The sequence below is a fragment of the Hominibacterium faecale genome (assembly GCF_020734085.1).
Lineage (GTDB): Bacteria > Bacillota > Clostridia > Peptostreptococcales > Anaerovoracaceae > Hominibacterium > Hominibacterium faecale.
Genome location: NZ_JAJAGH010000007.1, coordinates 328,752 through 345,598, shown reverse-complemented (window position 1 = coordinate 345,598; position 16,847 = coordinate 328,752). Strand labels below are relative to the sequence as shown.

The window sequence follows — 16,847 nt, the reverse complement described above, 5'->3', positions numbered from 1 at the left end:
GGAGAAAATAATGAAATTAAATGCAAATGCAGAAACGGTACTGAAGCAAAGGTACTTGATCAAAGACGAGAATGGAAATCCGGTGGAAACGGTAGATGGTATGTTTCACCGGGTGGCAAAAGCCATCGCTTCTGCCGATGCGCTCCATGACGAACATGCTGACACGGATAAGACGGAGAGCATTTTTTATGATATGATGACCAATCTGGAATTCTTGCCCAATTCTCCCACGCTGATGAATGCAGGCCGGGATCTGGGACAGCTCTCCGCATGCTTTGTGCTGCCGGTAGAGGACAGCATGGAATCAATTTTTGAAGCCATCAAACAGGCGGCGCTTATCCATAAGAGCGGCGGCGGCACAGGTTTTTCCTTTTCCAGACTTCGCCAGGAAGGAAGCACGGTTAATTCCACCGGAGGCGTAGCAAGCGGCCCCATCAGCTTTATGAAGGTATTCAATATGGCAACAGAAGCGATTAAGCAGGGCGGCTCCAGGCGCGGAGCCAATATGGGCATCCTGCGCATCGACCACCCGGATATCTTGAAATTCATCGACTGCAAAGCAGATAACACGGAGATTACCAATTTCAATCTTTCCGTCGGCCTTACAGAAGAATTTATGAAAGCTGCGGAAGCTGGAAAGGATTACGATCTGGTTGACCCCCATACAGGTGAAACGGTAAAGCAGCTCAATGCGAGAACTGTTTTTAATAAAATCGTTGATGCGGCATGGAGAAACGGTGAACCCGGGATTATTTTCCTGGATCGCCTCAACCGGGATAATATCGTACCGGAACAGGGAAAGATCGAAGCCACCAATCCATGCGGTGAACAGCCGCTGCTGCCCCATGAAAGCTGCAATCTGGGTTCGATCAATCTGACGCAGATGGTAAAGGCAGAGAAGGGAAGAAAAACTTTTGATTGGGAAAAGCTGGAGAGGACCGTGAAACAGGCCGTCCACTTTCTGGATAATGTTATTGAAGTCAATAAATATCCTCTGGATCAGATCGAATTTACCACTAAGCAGACAAGGAAGATCGGACTGGGCGTCATGGGATGGGCTGACAGCCTGCTGATGATGGGAATTCCCTACAACACAGAGGAAGCCGTACAGCTGGCCGAGGAGGTCATGTCCTTTATAACGGAAAAAGGCCGCCAGGCCAGCCAGCAGCTGGCGGAGGTCCGCGGAACCTTCCCCCTCTTCGAGCAGAGCATCCTTCCTCAGGACAGACCCCAGAGGAATGGAACCATTACCACCATTGCGCCGACAGGAACCCTTTCCATCATCGGAGGCTGTTCTTCCGGCGTGGAACCGGTCTTTGCGTATGTTTTTATCCGCAACATCATGGATGGTACGGAAATGCTGGAAGTCAACCCCATTCTCAAAGAGGAACTGGAGAAACGAGGCTTATATTCGGAAGGGCTGATGCGGCGTATTGCTCAGGAAGGCGCGGTCAGCCATATCAAAGAGCTGCCGGAAGATATCCGCAGAGTCTTCGTTTCCACCCACGATATCAGCCCCGAATATCATGTGCGCATGCAGGCCGCTTTCCAAAGACATACGGACAACGCGGTTTCCAAGACGGTTAATTTCAGCAACGAGGCGACCAGGGAGGATGTGGCAAAAGTTTATTCGCTGGCCTTCACGCTGGGCTGCAAGGGCGTTACCATTTATCGCGACGGCAGCCGGGATGAACAGGTGCTCAACATCGGAAAAGTAAAACGTGCCGACCAGGCGGAGGAAGCCCGGCATATTACGCCCCGTCCCCGTCCTGACGTTGTCACCGGAGTGACCGAACGGGTGAAGATCGGCTGCGGCAACTTATATATAACGGTTAACTACGATGAGCAGGGCATCTGCGAAATCTTCACCAATACTGGAAAAGCAGGCGGGTGTCCAAGCCAGAGCGAGGCTACGGCCAGATTAGCTTCGGTAGCGCTGCGAAGCGGCATCGATGTCAATACCATCATTGATCAGCTGAGGGGAATTCGCTGCCCTTCGACCATTCGTCAACACGGATTGAAATGCACGTCCTGTCCAGATGCCATCGCAAGGGTGATCGAGCAGGAATATGAAAAACAGGTTGCACTTGGTAACTGGCTGCCCCTGCCGGACGCCATAAAACCGACGCCGGAAATTCAGCCGGATGAAGAAAGCCGCTGCCCGGAATGCGGCAGCCGGCTGGAACACGAGAGCGGCTGCGTCATTTGCAGGCAGTGCGGATACAGCAAATGCGGCTAAAAAGATAAAAAATGACAGAACCCCGAAGCGAAAGTTTTGCGGGTTCTGCCATTTTTTTTGTTGAATTTTAATAAAGTAGTTGTATAAAATGCTATAATGGAATATAATATATAGTTAATAGGAAACATCATCAGAGAATGCGAAGGCAAAAGAACGCCATGATGAGGTGGCTGGATTCGCACTGAGTGTTTCTTTTTCATTGGTAAAAATACGAAAAAAGGGGGTTAATGATTATGAACAAAACAGAACGTATTTTGCTGCATGGGGGATATATCAAAGAAGACAGACTGTATGACAGCAGCGGTACTTTAAGAGGACCTCTGAATGTGGCTGAACTGAAAGTTTTGCCGGGGTACCTGAAAACCCACGACGGCAGGACCTATTATGTGGCAGTATAAGGCTTCTGCCTGATAAAGCTGAAAAGAAACTGCGGACTAGGATGCTGCCGGCTCCTGCCGCAGTTTTTCTTTTTCGGTTTATATGTATGAGGACGCCTCCAAGGTTGCTCTTGTTTAACCTATTTGCTATACTATAGCTATATATGTGTAAAGTATGGTTGCAAGGCCGGCTTTGCGTGCTTAGATGAAAAATAGAGGGAGACACGGCTATGCGAAAAAGATTGGTAATACTTGCACTGATTTGTGTTCTAACCGCATCTTTACCAGCTTGCGGCTCCCAGGAAACCAGTTCCACCATTACGATTGATGAAAAAGTTGACGAATCGGTCGCTCTTTCCATGTTTGTTCCGGTAGGTGTGGACCTAGGTGGCACTGATAGCTTTCGGGACTTGACGCTGGCGTATAATAAACAAGACAGCAAAATTCGAATTACTGTAGACAGCGTTTCTACCGCAGATGGGTTTGACGATTTTTTAGAAAAACGTCTTGATACAAAAGATGCGGTGGATATCTTTGTTGTTAATGCAGAAAATGTTAAGGACATCGCACAAAAAGGGCAATTCTATGATCTGTCCGGCCTTAAGAGTTTCCATGAACTCACCAAAAGCGCCAAGGAGCAGGCGATGGTTGGTGATATTGCTTATTCAATTCCGTTGAAAATGGCGGTCTATGTAATGGATGTCAATGTATCCCTTCTAAAACAGTATGATTTGGAAGTGCCGGAAAATTATGAGGATTTTCTGCACTGCTGTCAAGTCCTGAAGAAACAAAACATTACGCCAATTTCACTCAATCGCTGGTGAGCTATGGCTGTTCCGGTCATGGCACGCAGTCTCTATCCAATTTACCAGGCGGAAAATCAACGGCAGCTGATCGATGGTCTGAATAAGGGAGACTTGAAAATCGGCGACTATATGATCAATGGATTTCGAATGTTTGAGGAATTTCTAAAGAATGGGTATTACGGTGAAGGTCTGACGATGGAAAAGGTGGATGCGATCAAGGCTAATACTCAGGACCGTGCGGATTTTCTCAGCAGCAAGACAGCCTTTCGTTTCTTTCCGATTGAAGAACTGAAGGCTACTGAAATGGAGAATGAAGATAAGGCCATCTGTACGGGAATTCCCATGCTGCCCGACGGAGTGATCACCCTGCCGTCAATCTCCGTTCGTCTTTGTGTGAATGGGGGCAGCAGCCACCTTGAAGATTCGATCAAATTTGTAGATTATCTGACTTCACAGCGTGAGGAGCTGCTGTCATCGGATACGTCGGGCAGCCTTTCTCCTTTTAAACGACCGGCTGAGACGAAGGCAGAGGTCCCCTGGAAGCAGGCTGTATTGGAATTGCTGGATGGGGGCGGGCAGATACCTTTGGAAGATATGAACCTCCGTTTTGGCTGTTGGGACAATACCCGTCAACTTTGCTTGAAAATGATAGGCGGCATGTCGGCGGAAGATGCCGCGAAAGAATTCAATCGCATTCAGATGGAAGAAATTCAGGCATATGAAGAGAAGCAAGCATTAGAAGGAGGGGCTGGTGGTGAATAAAGTCAACCGAAAAAGAAATCCTGCATGGTACATAACCGCTTGTTTCTTATTGTTTTTGGCATTGATTTTGTTTCTTGGATATACCGTGAAAAAATATTCCGACGGAATTTACCAAAATATCCGGGAATCCACAACGGAAAGCGTGGAGGCATTAACCTCCGACCGAGTAAAGATGTTGGATAAAACGCTCAACCTGCTCGAAACCCAGGCCCAGGCACTGGCGATACATCTATCAGAGCCGAAACTTACCGTTACTCCCGATATGTTAAAAACTTTTGCAAAAATGCGTAAAGAATATCTTTTCATTGGGGTGTTCAACTCGGATGGAGCTGTTGTCAGCTCGGGGGGAACATCAGCCAAAATCTCTTCCAACGATGAAGTCTATCGTCAGGTGTTTGCCGGGAAGTCCGGTGTCACCGATACTTTTTTAGGTGAGATGGGTTATGAGGAAGTACGGGTTTACGCGCCGATTTATCAAAGCGGTGTTATCACTGGGGGCGTATATATTGATCTTGACGCGGAGATACTACGCAGCGCTGGTGAGAGCTCTCTTTATGACTCGGCCGGATATAGTTATCTTTTGAAACAGGACGGCACCATTCTCCTGGCGCCCAGTTTTTATAGCTATGCTCAAATTTATCACAATGTACGAGACGTGTTTGCCGCTTCTAAAAGCAATCAGAAGACCGTGGAGGCGCTTATGAATGCACTGAAAAAAGGAGAGCGGGGAAATGCGGTGTTAGAGTTTTCGGGGGAGATGCAAATCCTTTGTTTTGAGCCTTCCGCAGTAAAAGAAGGGTGGTATTACGTTTCCGTACTTCCTTTGGCCCTGGTGGAAAACAACGGTCAGACCGTGATTCGGCTGTCTTCTCGGATGATTGCGCTGTTTCTTGGATTCGTTCTCGCTTTTTTTGTTTTTCTAGGGGTCATCTTATTTGTTCTGCTGCGAGACAAATGGAAGCAGGAGACAAACGAAGGGCGGGTCTATAAAGCTATTTCTGAGAATATTGATACGGCTATCTTCATTATGGATCAGCATACACACCGTATCCGCCATGTGTTCGAAAACATGCGCAGTATTCTCGGCATTCCGGCAGAGAAGGTGCAAGGGAATATATGTGATTCGCAGTGGCTGACACATATCGGTCTGCCCGCCGAGGTGATCGCTATGGTGGAGGAGGTAGAATTATCTTCACAACCGGTTACGGCGGAATTGAAATATAATAACCCCCATCTGGGAAAAGAAGTCTGGCTGAGCGTCAGCGTTTCGCCTTTGAACCTTAAGGGCCGGAAAGAATATATGGTGGCCTTTACCGATATTACGGAGAATAAAAACCTGATGGAACAGCTGCATGCAAGTATGCTGGAAGCCCAAAGCTCCAATGAGGCCAAAAGCAGCTTTTTGGCAAATATGTCGCATGATATTCGTACGCCGATGAACGCGATTACAGGAATGACCGATATCGCAATCCGCAGTATCGAAGACCGGGAGCGAGTACTGGACTGTCTGAATAAGATTACCTTGTCCAGCAACCACCTCAAAGGCTTAATCAATGATATTTTGGATATGTCCAAAATCGAAAGCGGAAAGCTGACCTTAAATGCAGGTATCACATCGCTTCCCGAAGTGATGGAAGGACTGGTAAATATTATTCAGTTCCAGGCGGATGAGAAAGAGCAGCAGCTGCTGGTGGTGATTCAGCATGTGGAACACGAAACTGTTTTGTGCGATGCTGTCCGTTTGAATCAGGTTCTTATGAATATCCTTGCAAATGCTGTGAAATTTACTCCAAATAAAGGGTCAATCCGGTGTACTGTGGAAGAAACTTTTTCCCCGCGTGGTGCGGAATACGGTCGATATTTGTTTACGGTCAAGGACAACGGTATCGGAATGAGCAAAGAACTCCAGGAGACCATCTTTGATGCCTTTACAAGGGAAAAGAGCAGCCGCATCGAGAAAATCGAAGGCAGCGGCCTGGGGATGTCCATCAGCAAATGGATCGTCGATCAGATGGGCGGTACGATCCAAGTATCCAGTCAATTGGGACGAGGAAGCGAGTTCCTGGTAACGTTAGATTTCCCGGTATCCGGCCAACCGATAGAGGTATGCGGTCTAGAACAAGGCCTTTCACTGCTGCTGATCGATAGGGATGAGCAATCGAGTCAGAGTGCCGCCTCTACTCTTGAAACCCTCCGATTTCTGGTGGATACGGCCTGCGATACAAAAAAAGCGCTGGAATTTATTTCGCACAAGCATGAAGCGGGGTGTGAATACGATGTTATTTTGCTGAATCATCATTTTTCTAAGGAAGACCTCTTTGCTTCCATCGCCAGGATACATGAAGCGGCTCGCCGCTCGATTATAATCGTGGCTGGGGCAAACGATTCTGAGATCGGAAAGCAGGTGGAGGAAGAAGGGGCAGATGCTGTGATCAGTCCTTTGTTTTTTAAATCAACCTTATCCAGAGAGATCACACGAGTCTTGCTTCACAGAGCAGATGAACCCACGCCGCTTCCAACGGATAAACCTTTGGAAGCCTGCCATGTTCTTATGGCGGAGGATAATGAACTGAATCGGGAAATCGCAGTGGAGCTCCTGTCCTCAAGCGGAGCTCTGGTGGATACTGCAGAAGACGGATACCAATGCTTAGAACGCTTTTTGGCATCTGAGGCCGGCTATTACCAGATGATTTTGATGGACATCAGGATGCCGGTAATGAACGGCTATGAGGCCGCAAGGCAAATCCGATCCAGTGCCCGTGCTGATGCAGAAGCGATTCCCATTCTAGCAGTGACGGCCGACGCCTTTTCTGAGGATATTCAAGCGGCAAAGGATGCGGGTATGAATGGACATATATCCAAACCCCTTGATATGGTGCAAGTGATCGCAGAGATGAAAAGGTGCCTTTCACGATTTTAACTCACATAATACTACGTTGAGACTAAGCTGAAAAAATCTGCGGTGATAATCGTTCTTAAAAGATTTTTATAAAAGGGTTGTCCAGGAGGCGGCTTTCGAAAGTCCTGGACGGGGCAGACTTGATCTGCAAGACATAATCAATCGATGCACGGCATATCTTTTCAAAGAAGCGCTGAAAGGAGAGTCCAAACGCGGGCCAGCTGGCGATGGCCTATGATGCTGCGAAAATAACCCAAGGAATCACGATGATTTGCTCCCGGCCCCGACTCCCGGCCTCAGCCCTCCGGGAACGTAACACTTAAGGATTCAGGGATCACGACGATTACTATTACTGCGGCAGTCACCTGGTGCTTTTACTGCTGAAAAAGCAGAGTGAAAGGAGAAGAGAATTGAAACAAACGTTTATCATAACAGGCGGTAAAATCTTTACTTCTGATGAGGAAGGCTTGTATGCGGATTCCATGATTGTCGAAGACGGTGTGATCACTTGGATTGGTGCTGAGGCGGAGCTGCCGGTTAAAGATTATCCAAGCATTGATCTGGCAGGAAAGCGGGTGCTTCCGGGCTTTGTTGATGCCCATATGCATTCGGTGATCCTGGCCGATTTCAGCAGGCAAATCTCTTGTCTGCCGCCAAAGGTGCATTCTATTGAAGAGATGGTAAGCGAGATTAGCCGAGCGCGCCGCAAGCAAGGCCCGGATCAGTGGATTCAAGGGTGGGGCTACGATGAGGGAAAGCTGGCGGAAAAGCGTTCCCCCAATCGCTATGACCTGGATCGGGGATGTGCGGATGCTCCGGTGTGCATCCTCAGAACCTGCGCCCATATCCGCTGTGTCAACAGTAAAGCGCTGGAGCTGGCCGGAATCGATAAAAACACCCCCGATCCCCAGGGAGGTCAAATCGACCGGGATGAGAATGGAGAACCCACCGGAATTCTGAGAGAAAATGCCAGAGATTTAGTGATGGGAGTAATGCCGGAATTGACCCGGCAACAGATTGTAGAAGAGTTGGTGGAGCTGGGGCAGCTGCTGGCTTCCCAGGGAATAACGGCAATCGGCGATATGGGAAACCTGGAGCCTGGAGATCATTTTGACAAATATCTGGAGGCCGCAGAAAAAGGGTTTAGACAAAGAGCGGCGATCTATTATATGTGGGATCATTTTGCGGATAACAAGGAGTTTGACATTCCTGCATCCCATTTCGCAAAGAATCGGCAGATACGGGCGGCAGGTCTGAAATTGATCGGAGACGGCAGTGTTTCCGGCAGGACGGCCTGGATGAACAAGCCCTACTTGGGAACAGGCGATGAATACGGAATGCCGGTCTGTTCCGATGAACTCATGGAGAGCGCCATAGCTTTCTGTAAAAAGAAGCGCTGCCAGCTTTCCATGCATGCTATGGGGGCAAAGGCGATCGAGCGGATTGTAGGTCGGGTATATGGGGAACCGAAGTGGACAGATGGAAATGAGCCTCATCTTCGGGTGGAACACGTCACCGACCCGACGGAAGAGGCGATGGACCAAGCTATTGAAAAGGGGATTGCTTTTGTTACTCAGCCGATTTTCCTCTATGCGGAGATTGAGAGCTATCTGACCAATCTTGGAGAAGATTGGATGAAACAAACTTACCCGATCAAGCATATGCTGGATAAGGGCGTTAAATTATGTTTTTCTACCGATGCTCCCGCCACATCGTGGGCAGTTCCTTCGGATCCGTTTCCCTGCATCAAAGGGGCTGTGACCAGAATTGCTTATGATGGTACGGACTGCGGGCAGCAGCAAAAGGTGGATGTAGAGACTGCAATTAAGCTCTATACAAGAGAAAGCGCCCAGGCTGCCGGGTTCGAAAGGATCGGACAGCTGAAACCCGGATACTATGCGGATTTTATTGTCCTCGATCAAGATATTTTCAGCATTCCTCCTGAGGATATTGATAAAATCACTGTTGAACAGACTTATATCGCGGGTGAAAAAATATATCAGAAGTAGATTTAAGAAAAGAGGAATCGAAAATGAAACGATCGACAAAAGACAGTCTGGTGATCGGGTTTGCCATGTTTGCCGTATTTTTCGGCGCGGGCAATCTGATCTTTCCGCCTCAGATCGGGCTGGTGTCTGGCGCACACGTTGCCGCGGGAATTATCGGTATGACTCTGACCGGCATTCTGCTGCCCATGCTGGCGGTAGCAGCAGTGGGAAATATGGGCGACAGTCTGAAATCGGTCACCAGGCATGTCAATTCTTGGTGGCACGTGCTCTATATGGTACTCAGCCTGTTCATTATTTTATTCGGCACGATCCCCAGGTGCGGCGGCGTCGCCTATGAAACCGGGCTGATGGGGATTTTTCCCGACCTTCCGCCATTTAGCAAATGGATTTTTCTGATTTTGTTTTTTGGGATTTCCTACTATTTTGCAAGCAGCAGATCCAGTGTAATTGATAAGATCGGCAAATACATAACACCGATTTTGCTCATCGCCCTTGTGGCGATTGTGGTTATGACTTTTGTAAATCCCCTGGGTCATCCTTCAGGGGAAGCTGTGGCCAATCCATTTTCAAATGCGCTGCTGACCGCATATAACACGGGAGATGTGGGCACCGGCTTGGTCTGCGCCGGGATTTTTATCGCGACCATTAAAGGAAAAGGTTATACGGCTGATAGGGATTTTAAAGGGGTCCTTTTTAAGACGATTCTGGTCTCTTTTATCATCCTATTCATCGTCTATGGCGGCCTATGCTATTTAGGCTCCACCGGAACCCAGCTATTTGCCTCTGACACGGACCAGACCGTTCTACTGGTAGGATTGATTCGAAAACTAGCCGGCTACGGCGGAATTGTTGTCCTTTCCATTGCGATTATCTTTGCTTGTCTGACAACTGCGGCCGGAATGATCGCTACCGGGTCAGATTGGATTTGCATCGCTTTCCCCAAGCTGTCGTTTCGGATCGTGAGCCTGGTGGTTACACTGATTATTTTATTGATGGCATCTACAGGGGTCAACTTTGTGGTTAAGGTTTCCGGCCCGATTTTTACGTTTATTTATCCCATGTCCATAGTGATGACTATCCTTGGTGTTGGCAAGAAGTTCGTTCCCAACGATGGGGCCTGGAAGGGCGCGGTTTATGCGGCAACCTTATTCAGTTTTTACGACGCCTTTGCTCTGGCGAGGGCCAACGGACTGATTTCAATAGCAACCGATGGACTGGATCGGCTGATCGGAGCCATTCCGCTGGCTCAGTACGGGTTTGACTGGCTGATACCTGCGGTCATAGGTTTCATCGTCGGCGCTGTGATCTGGAAAGTGCTGGGAAAGCAGGATGCAGGTCCGGAAAAGAAGTTGGATGATGCACAGGCTTCTAGTTAAAATTTAAAAAATTGGGGAGATGGACATTTCAGATACAAAAAATGCAAAGACTCGAGGTTTTGTATCTGCCACACCACTTCTGTCTGAGACGCCTCATGACCATGATGGAAATGATCATACACAGGGTTTGAATTTACAATTGTTCGAATTTTTTATATAATGTCTGGAGAAGTGAACAAAACCCAGAAAAGGGACTTTGATTCAGGGGCTCCTGCATAGCTGAAAGGAACAAGTGTGAAATGATCCATTTAACAAGTGAGACAAAACAGCTTTTAAATATTATCGAAGGGCTGGTGATAATCGATCCCAGCAGCGATATCCTTTTTATGGAGGATGAGCTGGCCAGAAGTATCGGATTTTCAAAAGGGGACGAAGCAGTAGGAAGATCCATCAAAGAGCTCCTGCCCCATAATACCGCCTATAAAGTATTGTCCACCGGTCAAAAACAGATCGGCGAAGTGTATATTTCTGAAGGACACACGATCGTTTCCAATGCGTTCCCCATCTATATGGATGGAAAGCTTGAGGGCGTTTTGGAATACGATGCTTTTGGCGATGCAGCAGAAATCCATAAATTCCTTGATAAAGTGATCAATATGAACCATGAGATCAATTATCATAAAAATGATCTCCGGCCTTTGAAGAGCACTAAATACTCCATCGATAATATTATCGGCCGCAGCAGGGCTACTGCACTCTTGAAAAAACAGATTAAGCAGGTGTCTTACAGTGTTTCCACTGTCCTCATCTATGGGGAAACGGGTTCAGGAAAAGAATTGGTGGCACATTCCATCCATGACCTGAGTACCAGGTCCCTGCACAATTTTATCAAAGTCAATTGCGCCGCGATCCCTTCCGAGCTCTTTGAATCCGAACTCTTCGGCTATGAAGAGGGGAGTTTTACCGGAGCTAAACGGGGCGGAAAAAAGGGGCTGGTGGAGCTGGCGGATGGAGGAACCTTGTTCTTAGACGAAATCCATCAACTGTCCTTCGCCATGCAATCCAAGCTGCTGCGGTTTTTGCAGGAGCGGGAGTTTATACGGGTGGGCGGCAGTAAGACGATGACCGTGGATACAAGAATCATTGCTGCTACCAATGAGAATTTACAAGAGCTGGTGGAACAAAAACTGTTTCGGGAAGATCTGTACTACCGGCTCAATATCCTTGAAATACAAGTACCGCCTCTGCGGGACCGAAAAGAGGATATCCAGCCCATCACAGAATCGATCGTGCAGCAGCTGAACAATCTGCTGGGGAGAGCTGAGGTACGCCGGATTAAAGGCATATCGGAAGGCGCTTTGCTGCTGCTGAAGCAATATGACTGGCCGGGAAATATCAGGGAGCTGCACAATGTTCTGGAGCGAGCGGTGAATCTCTGCTATGAGCCGATTTTGGATTTAAAGCATTTGAAAGATTTTCAGCAGAAAGTCATCGAATCCCAGCCTGCGGCCACTGTCAACCGAATGGGAGAACTGTTTCCGCAGATGAGCCTGATCACGCTCAAAGAAGCAAAGATGAACGCAGAGCTGGCAGCAGTACGTGCAGCGCTTAGCGTTTTTCATGGAAATAAGACAAAAGCGGCCCAGTCGCTGGGAATCAGCCGGCAGGCCCTGGGTAAGATCGTAAAAAAGCATAATCTATAAATAAAAATAAGCCGAAGCCCTGGTTGAACCTTTCAGCCGGGGCTTTTTGCTGTATAGAAAAAAATGAATGATGTATGCTGCGAACCGATTGTTTCATGGCGATGATCTTAAGGGAGTGGAAACAAATGTTTCCGATATGCAGAATGTTTAGCAAATAGGAAAGAAAAGTTTACATATGGGAAAGAAGCCTGAAATTAGGCGAAAAGATGCAGATTTGGTTGAAGAGAACGAAATCGTGGAAACAAAACATTACACTTTTAGATAGCAGAACGAAGGTTTTTTTTAACAGTCAGTCTGGACACCCCCCGCACTCAAGCTTAGAAACCTTGAAAAATGCAGGACCGGCTATATGGAGCGTCAACTTAAAAACAGAGTGGCATGGGTTTTGCTTAATATCTAAGTGTACACAGACATGTCTGAAAATTTAGAATCTATAGGAGGATCATTATGGGAAGATTTTTAAACGTAGGCATCTTGCAGATGCCTGTCACAGAAGACCCGTCCGTAAATCTGGCATATTTTGAAAAAGAACTGGAGCGCATTATGATGGGATTTCATAAACCGGAACTGGTAGTCGGTGTGGAATGTCTTCAAAGCTTGGTCCCATGCAGTATTCCCGGACCAATGACCGATTATTTCGCATCCCTTGCAAGAAAATATGAAATTTATCTCATTCCCGGAACTGTTTATGAAAAGCACGAAGAGCTGCCTGATGACAAATTCTATAATGCGGCGCCGATTTTTAATCCCCAGGGAGAACTGATCGATGTCTATCGTAAAATGGCCCCCTGGTATCCGGCCGAAGATAAAGTAATGCCTGGTAATCGCTACGTTGTATTTGATATTCCGGAAAAGGATACCAAGATTGGTGTGCAGATCTGCTATGATCTCAACTTTCCGGAGATTTCGCGAAATGAGACGCTGATGGGTGCTGAAGTCTTGGTCAAATTAACGCTGGACCCCCAGGAGCTGTTTGAATTGAACCAGCATATCCATTATGCCAGGGCTTTGGAAAATCAGGCATACCTGGTATCAACCAACTGTGTCGGCCAATTTGCTTCATCGACCATGTACGGCCATTCACAAGTGATTAGTCCGGAAGGATTTCTCGTATGGGAAGGCGGAGATGTGGCTGCGATCTGTGTTGTTACGCTGGATTTGGACTTGGTAAAGCGCTCAAGAAACTGCGGAACCAAGTTTATGGACCACTATTTACAACATGTGGGAGAATTCAATTTTCCAGCGCCCTTTGCAGGGGCCGCGGCAGACGCGCCGCTGTTTGAAACCATATCTAGCGTCGCCCGTGATGCCGAGTCCTATGATAAAAACGTACAGCCTTACGGTGCCAATATCTTGGGCAGGCGGACGGCGATAGACCATGATTTGGAAGCATATGAAAAAGACCTGGACCTGTTTTTACAGGAGCGAGGGTTTGAATAAGAATACACAGGAGGTAGACTGATGAGTAAAAATACGGCAAAAACCAATCTGATGCGGCTTGCAGTATTATCAATTGCGGTGGTTGGTTCAATGAACTGTTTTATGATCCCCGCGCTGGCGGTCATCGCTGACGCTTTTCCCGAGGCCAGCCCGACAGCAATCCAAATGATCATGACCTTTGCCATGATCGGCCAGTTTCCGATGAGTGTAACTTCCGGCTTTGCCGGGGCTAAGATCAGCCAGAAAAAGCTGCTGCTCTTTGGCGTCATCTGCATTATTGCGGGCGGAGCGATGCCCATGCTGCTCCACGGAAGCATCATTTATCTATATATCGGCTCCCTGTTTATGGGCATTGGACAAGGGATTGCTCTCACCCTGATGGGGAGCTTAATCAATACCCTATTCACGGGGAAGATGCGCAGTCAGCTGCTAGGATGGCAGAATACGGTGACCATGATTACCCTGATTCTGATCTCCATGCTGGGAGGAGCTCTCGCCAGCATTCAATGGACCTATATCTACTTGATCAGCTTTCTGGGCATACCGACCCTGATCTTCATTGCCCTCTGGCTGCCGAAAGAAAATCCCCACAGTACAGAAGAGGAACTGGCAGAAAATGCGGATTTATCGGGGCCGAAGGCAAACAGAATTCTATCCGTACCGGTCATTCTGCTGTTGGCGTTTATCTTTTTCTTTGAAATTGGCTTTGCCTCGATCAATGTGAATGCGGCTATGCTCATTGAAGACCGGAATATTGGAGGCGGTGCCGCATGGGTAGCTGGCCTGATGAGCTCTTTTTCCTATCTAATCAGCATGGTCTCCGGAATCTTATATGTCTATATCCTCAAGCTTTCCAAAGAATTTATCCTGGTGACCAGCGCCGTATCCATGACCATTGGACTGTTCCTCAGCTATGCGTCGTACAGTGTTTTCATCTATGCGGTCGCACAGACCTTCATCTTCTTCGGCTACAGCATCGGCATCGTAGGAGGCATGGAAATGGTAGGGCGCTTTGTCAAACCAGAATGGGTTTCCAGCTGCATGGGAGTCTTTTGGGGATTCGACTGCATCGGAACAATGGTCGAGCCCTATTTGGTCAACTCGATCACAAAATTTTTCTCAGGAGAAGTAACGCCGGGAGGCGCGCTCTTTGTAGGCGGTATATTTATGGCGGTCACAATCGTCATTGCAATTATATTAGGTATGAAAGGACGAAGCAACTTTATGGATCTGAAAAAGAAAACCCGCCAATCCGCGTGATCTGAAACAAGAAAGGAATAGGTTGAAAAATGTTAAAGTTTAATCAAGAAACGGGAAACTATGAAATGGTCAGAGAAGCGGTTGTCATTGATCCGACGGCCTTTTCCCTGGAAGAATCAGCAGATGAAAACGGCGTCGGTCATTTGTTCATCACAGCCAAAGGAGCCGAAAAAAATTTGGAAATGAGCGATTACTGCGTCAATGAAGGGGATGAAGTCCCTTACCATTATCATGAATACGGAAGTGAGATTTTCTTTGTCACAAGAGGAAGCGTAGATGCAGTGATGGGAGGAAAACAGATTGTTGTCAATCCAGGTGATATGATTCTGATCCGGCCCTTTATGCCCCACGGCTTTGAATATCGCGAAAATGGAACTGTCTGGCATGAGATTATTCAAGGAATGGATTTGTGGGAAGGTTTGACTGGGCTTGACCGAATCTATGAAAACTGCCCGGAAAAAATAGAGGACGATCTGTTCATGCGAGATTATCTGAAAACAGAAGGCCGAGTGGATTATCTAGGCTATCCTTATCTGGAAGCGGAGACAGTTTCTCCGGAAGAAATGCCTGGATTCTGCGGCAAAGACATGTATTACAAGAGCTACCAATTGCCGGGTATCGAATGCCGCATCAAATATCCAAGGTGGAAAATGGATAACAGAAAAGAAGTATGGGAGTTCATCATGGACCAGGGTCAGATCATCGCCTGGGATGAACCCTACTTCAGCCATGAACTGATGGTAGTGCGCAGCGGCAGTGTGAAGGTCGAAATCGAAGGATATGAAACACAAATCGCAAAGACTGAGGATATCATCCATATCCCCGATTATGCAAGACATCGAATTACTGTTTTAGAGTCTGGGACAGTGCTGCAGGACTTCAATGTTCAGTACGATTTGTTTCTGATGATGGAAGAGCTGGACATTGCAAGAAGAGAAGGACGCTTGGACGATGATTTGGTTTTAGACTGCCTGAATCGTTATCAATGTCCGGTTACAGAAGCCAGCGGGCTGATCTGCCGCTAGCGGAAAACAAGTTGTTGCAAGAGAAAAAGAAAAGAGGTTGACATGAATACAGAAAGAATCATCCTTGATCCAAAGGATCCAACGCATGCGATCAGCGCCGTTTCCGGAAAAGAAGACAGCGCCCACAGCTTTGTGCAAAATGTGCATATCAGCGGCAATAATGAAATGAACGATTATATCGCTTACGAAGGAACGAGCATACCGCTCCATACCCATGACAAAGGATATGAGCTGTTCTATGTTCAGGAAGGGGAGATGACCGCTGTTTTGGGCGGATATCAGGCAAAGGTAAAGTCGGGGGATATGCTGCTGATTCCGCCCGCCATGCCCCACGGTTTTACCTATGGCAAAGAGACCGTATGGTGGGAAGTCATGAATGGTATGTTCATGTGGGATGGAATCTGGTCTTTGGATCGAATCTTTGAAAATTGTCCGGAGAAATATGAAGACAAAGCGTTTCGAGATCAGTTCGAGAGAAGAAAAGGTCAGGTATCCTATCCCCAGTTTCCAATGAAGGCAGTGACAAAGACGGAGGCGGAAAACTTGCCGGGCTTCAGCGGAAAGGGCAGATTTTATAAGACCTACAGTTTTCCCGGGATCCAGTGCAGACTGAGATATCCCAAGTGGGAGATGGCCGGAAGAAAGGAGATTTGGGAATTTGAGCTGGATGAACAGATAGCGGTGAGCTTCACCCATTATGTCAGCCATGAGCTCATTGCTGTGACACAGGGCAGCGTCAAAGTTGAGGTGCAGGGGCGCGATCCTATGACGGCCAAGAAAGGCCAGATTATCAACATTCCCAACTTTACGGCCCACAAACTGACTTCTCTGGAGTCCGGTACGACTTTGCAGGATTTTAATGTTCAGTTTCCTTTGATGCTGCTGTTGGACGAACTTGTCTTCACGAAAAAACAGGATCCGCAGAACGTAGATAAGGCGTTTCTGAAAGAGCGGTTTGACAAGTACCAGTGTCCGTATACGGAAATTACCGGCATTTTTGTACCATGATAG

General features: G+C 47.5%; 12 protein-coding genes. All 12 read left to right on the top strand.

Annotated elements, in window-relative coordinates; all coding sequences use genetic code 11:
- Nucleotides 1–10 precede the first annotated feature (10 nt).
- The 12 genes from LG211_RS11205 (at nucleotide 11) to LG211_RS11150 (ending at nucleotide 16,844) form a co-directional block, all read left to right on the top strand.
- Nucleotides 11–2,239, top strand: a complete 2,229-nt coding sequence (locus tag LG211_RS11205; RefSeq protein ID WP_269477547.1) for a vitamin B12-dependent ribonucleotide reductase — start codon at nucleotides 11–13, stop codon at nucleotides 2,237–2,239.
- Nucleotides 2,240–2,472: 233 nt separating this feature from the next.
- Nucleotides 2,473–2,637, top strand: a complete 165-nt coding sequence (locus LG211_RS11200; RefSeq protein ID WP_253020029.1) for a hypothetical protein — start codon at nucleotides 2,473–2,475, stop codon at nucleotides 2,635–2,637.
- A 209-nt stretch (nucleotides 2,638–2,846) separates the two neighbouring features.
- A complete protein-coding gene (locus LG211_RS11195) occupies nucleotides 2,847–3,440 on the top strand; it encodes an ABC transporter substrate-binding protein (RefSeq protein ID WP_269477546.1) in 594 nt (197 codons plus the stop codon).
- Nucleotides 3,441–3,458: 18 nt separating this feature from the next.
- Nucleotides 3,459–4,184, top strand: a complete 726-nt coding sequence (locus LG211_RS11190; RefSeq protein WP_269477545.1) for a hypothetical protein — start codon at nucleotides 3,459–3,461, stop codon at nucleotides 4,182–4,184.
- The gene (locus LG211_RS11185) at nucleotides 4,177–7,104 is read left to right on the top strand and encodes a response regulator (protein ID WP_269477544.1); all 2,928 of its coding nucleotides are present in this window, start codon (nucleotides 4,177–4,179) and stop codon (nucleotides 7,102–7,104) included. The genes LG211_RS11190 and LG211_RS11185 overlap by 8 nt, the downstream gene beginning before the upstream one ends.
- Before the next feature lie 389 nt (nucleotides 7,105–7,493).
- On the top strand, nucleotides 7,494–9,092 hold the full coding sequence (locus tag LG211_RS11180; RefSeq protein WP_269477543.1) for an amidohydrolase: 1,599 nt from the start codon (nucleotides 7,494–7,496) through the stop codon (nucleotides 9,090–9,092).
- Nucleotides 9,093–9,115: 23 nt separating this feature from the next.
- Nucleotides 9,116–10,468 (top strand): branched-chain amino acid transport system II carrier protein, encoded by a 1,353-nt coding sequence (gene brnQ / locus LG211_RS11175; RefSeq protein ID WP_148398022.1) that lies wholly within the window; start codon nucleotides 9,116–9,118, stop codon nucleotides 10,466–10,468.
- 239 nt (nucleotides 10,469–10,707) lie between these two features.
- On the top strand, nucleotides 10,708–12,111 hold the full coding sequence (locus LG211_RS11170; RefSeq protein ID WP_148398023.1) for a sigma-54 interaction domain-containing protein: 1,404 nt from the start codon (nucleotides 10,708–10,710) through the stop codon (nucleotides 12,109–12,111).
- A 447-nt stretch (nucleotides 12,112–12,558) separates the two neighbouring features.
- Nucleotides 12,559–13,551: a carbon-nitrogen hydrolase family protein gene (locus LG211_RS11165; protein ID WP_253020025.1), complete on the top strand. Its 993-nt coding sequence runs from the start codon at nucleotides 12,559–12,561 to the stop codon at nucleotides 13,549–13,551.
- 21 nt (nucleotides 13,552–13,572) lie between these two features.
- A complete protein-coding gene (locus LG211_RS11160) occupies nucleotides 13,573–14,811 on the top strand; it encodes an MFS transporter (protein ID WP_269477542.1) in 1,239 nt (412 codons plus the stop codon).
- Nucleotides 14,812–14,840: 29 nt separating this feature from the next.
- Entirely contained in the window at nucleotides 14,841–15,836 is a 996-nt protein-coding gene (locus LG211_RS11155) for a cupin domain-containing protein (RefSeq protein WP_269477541.1), read from the top strand.
- Between the two features lie 42 nt (nucleotides 15,837–15,878).
- Nucleotides 15,879–16,844 (top strand): cupin domain-containing protein, encoded by a 966-nt coding sequence (locus LG211_RS11150; RefSeq protein ID WP_269477540.1) that lies wholly within the window; start codon nucleotides 15,879–15,881, stop codon nucleotides 16,842–16,844.
- The last annotated feature ends 3 nt before the right edge of the window (nucleotides 16,845–16,847 follow it).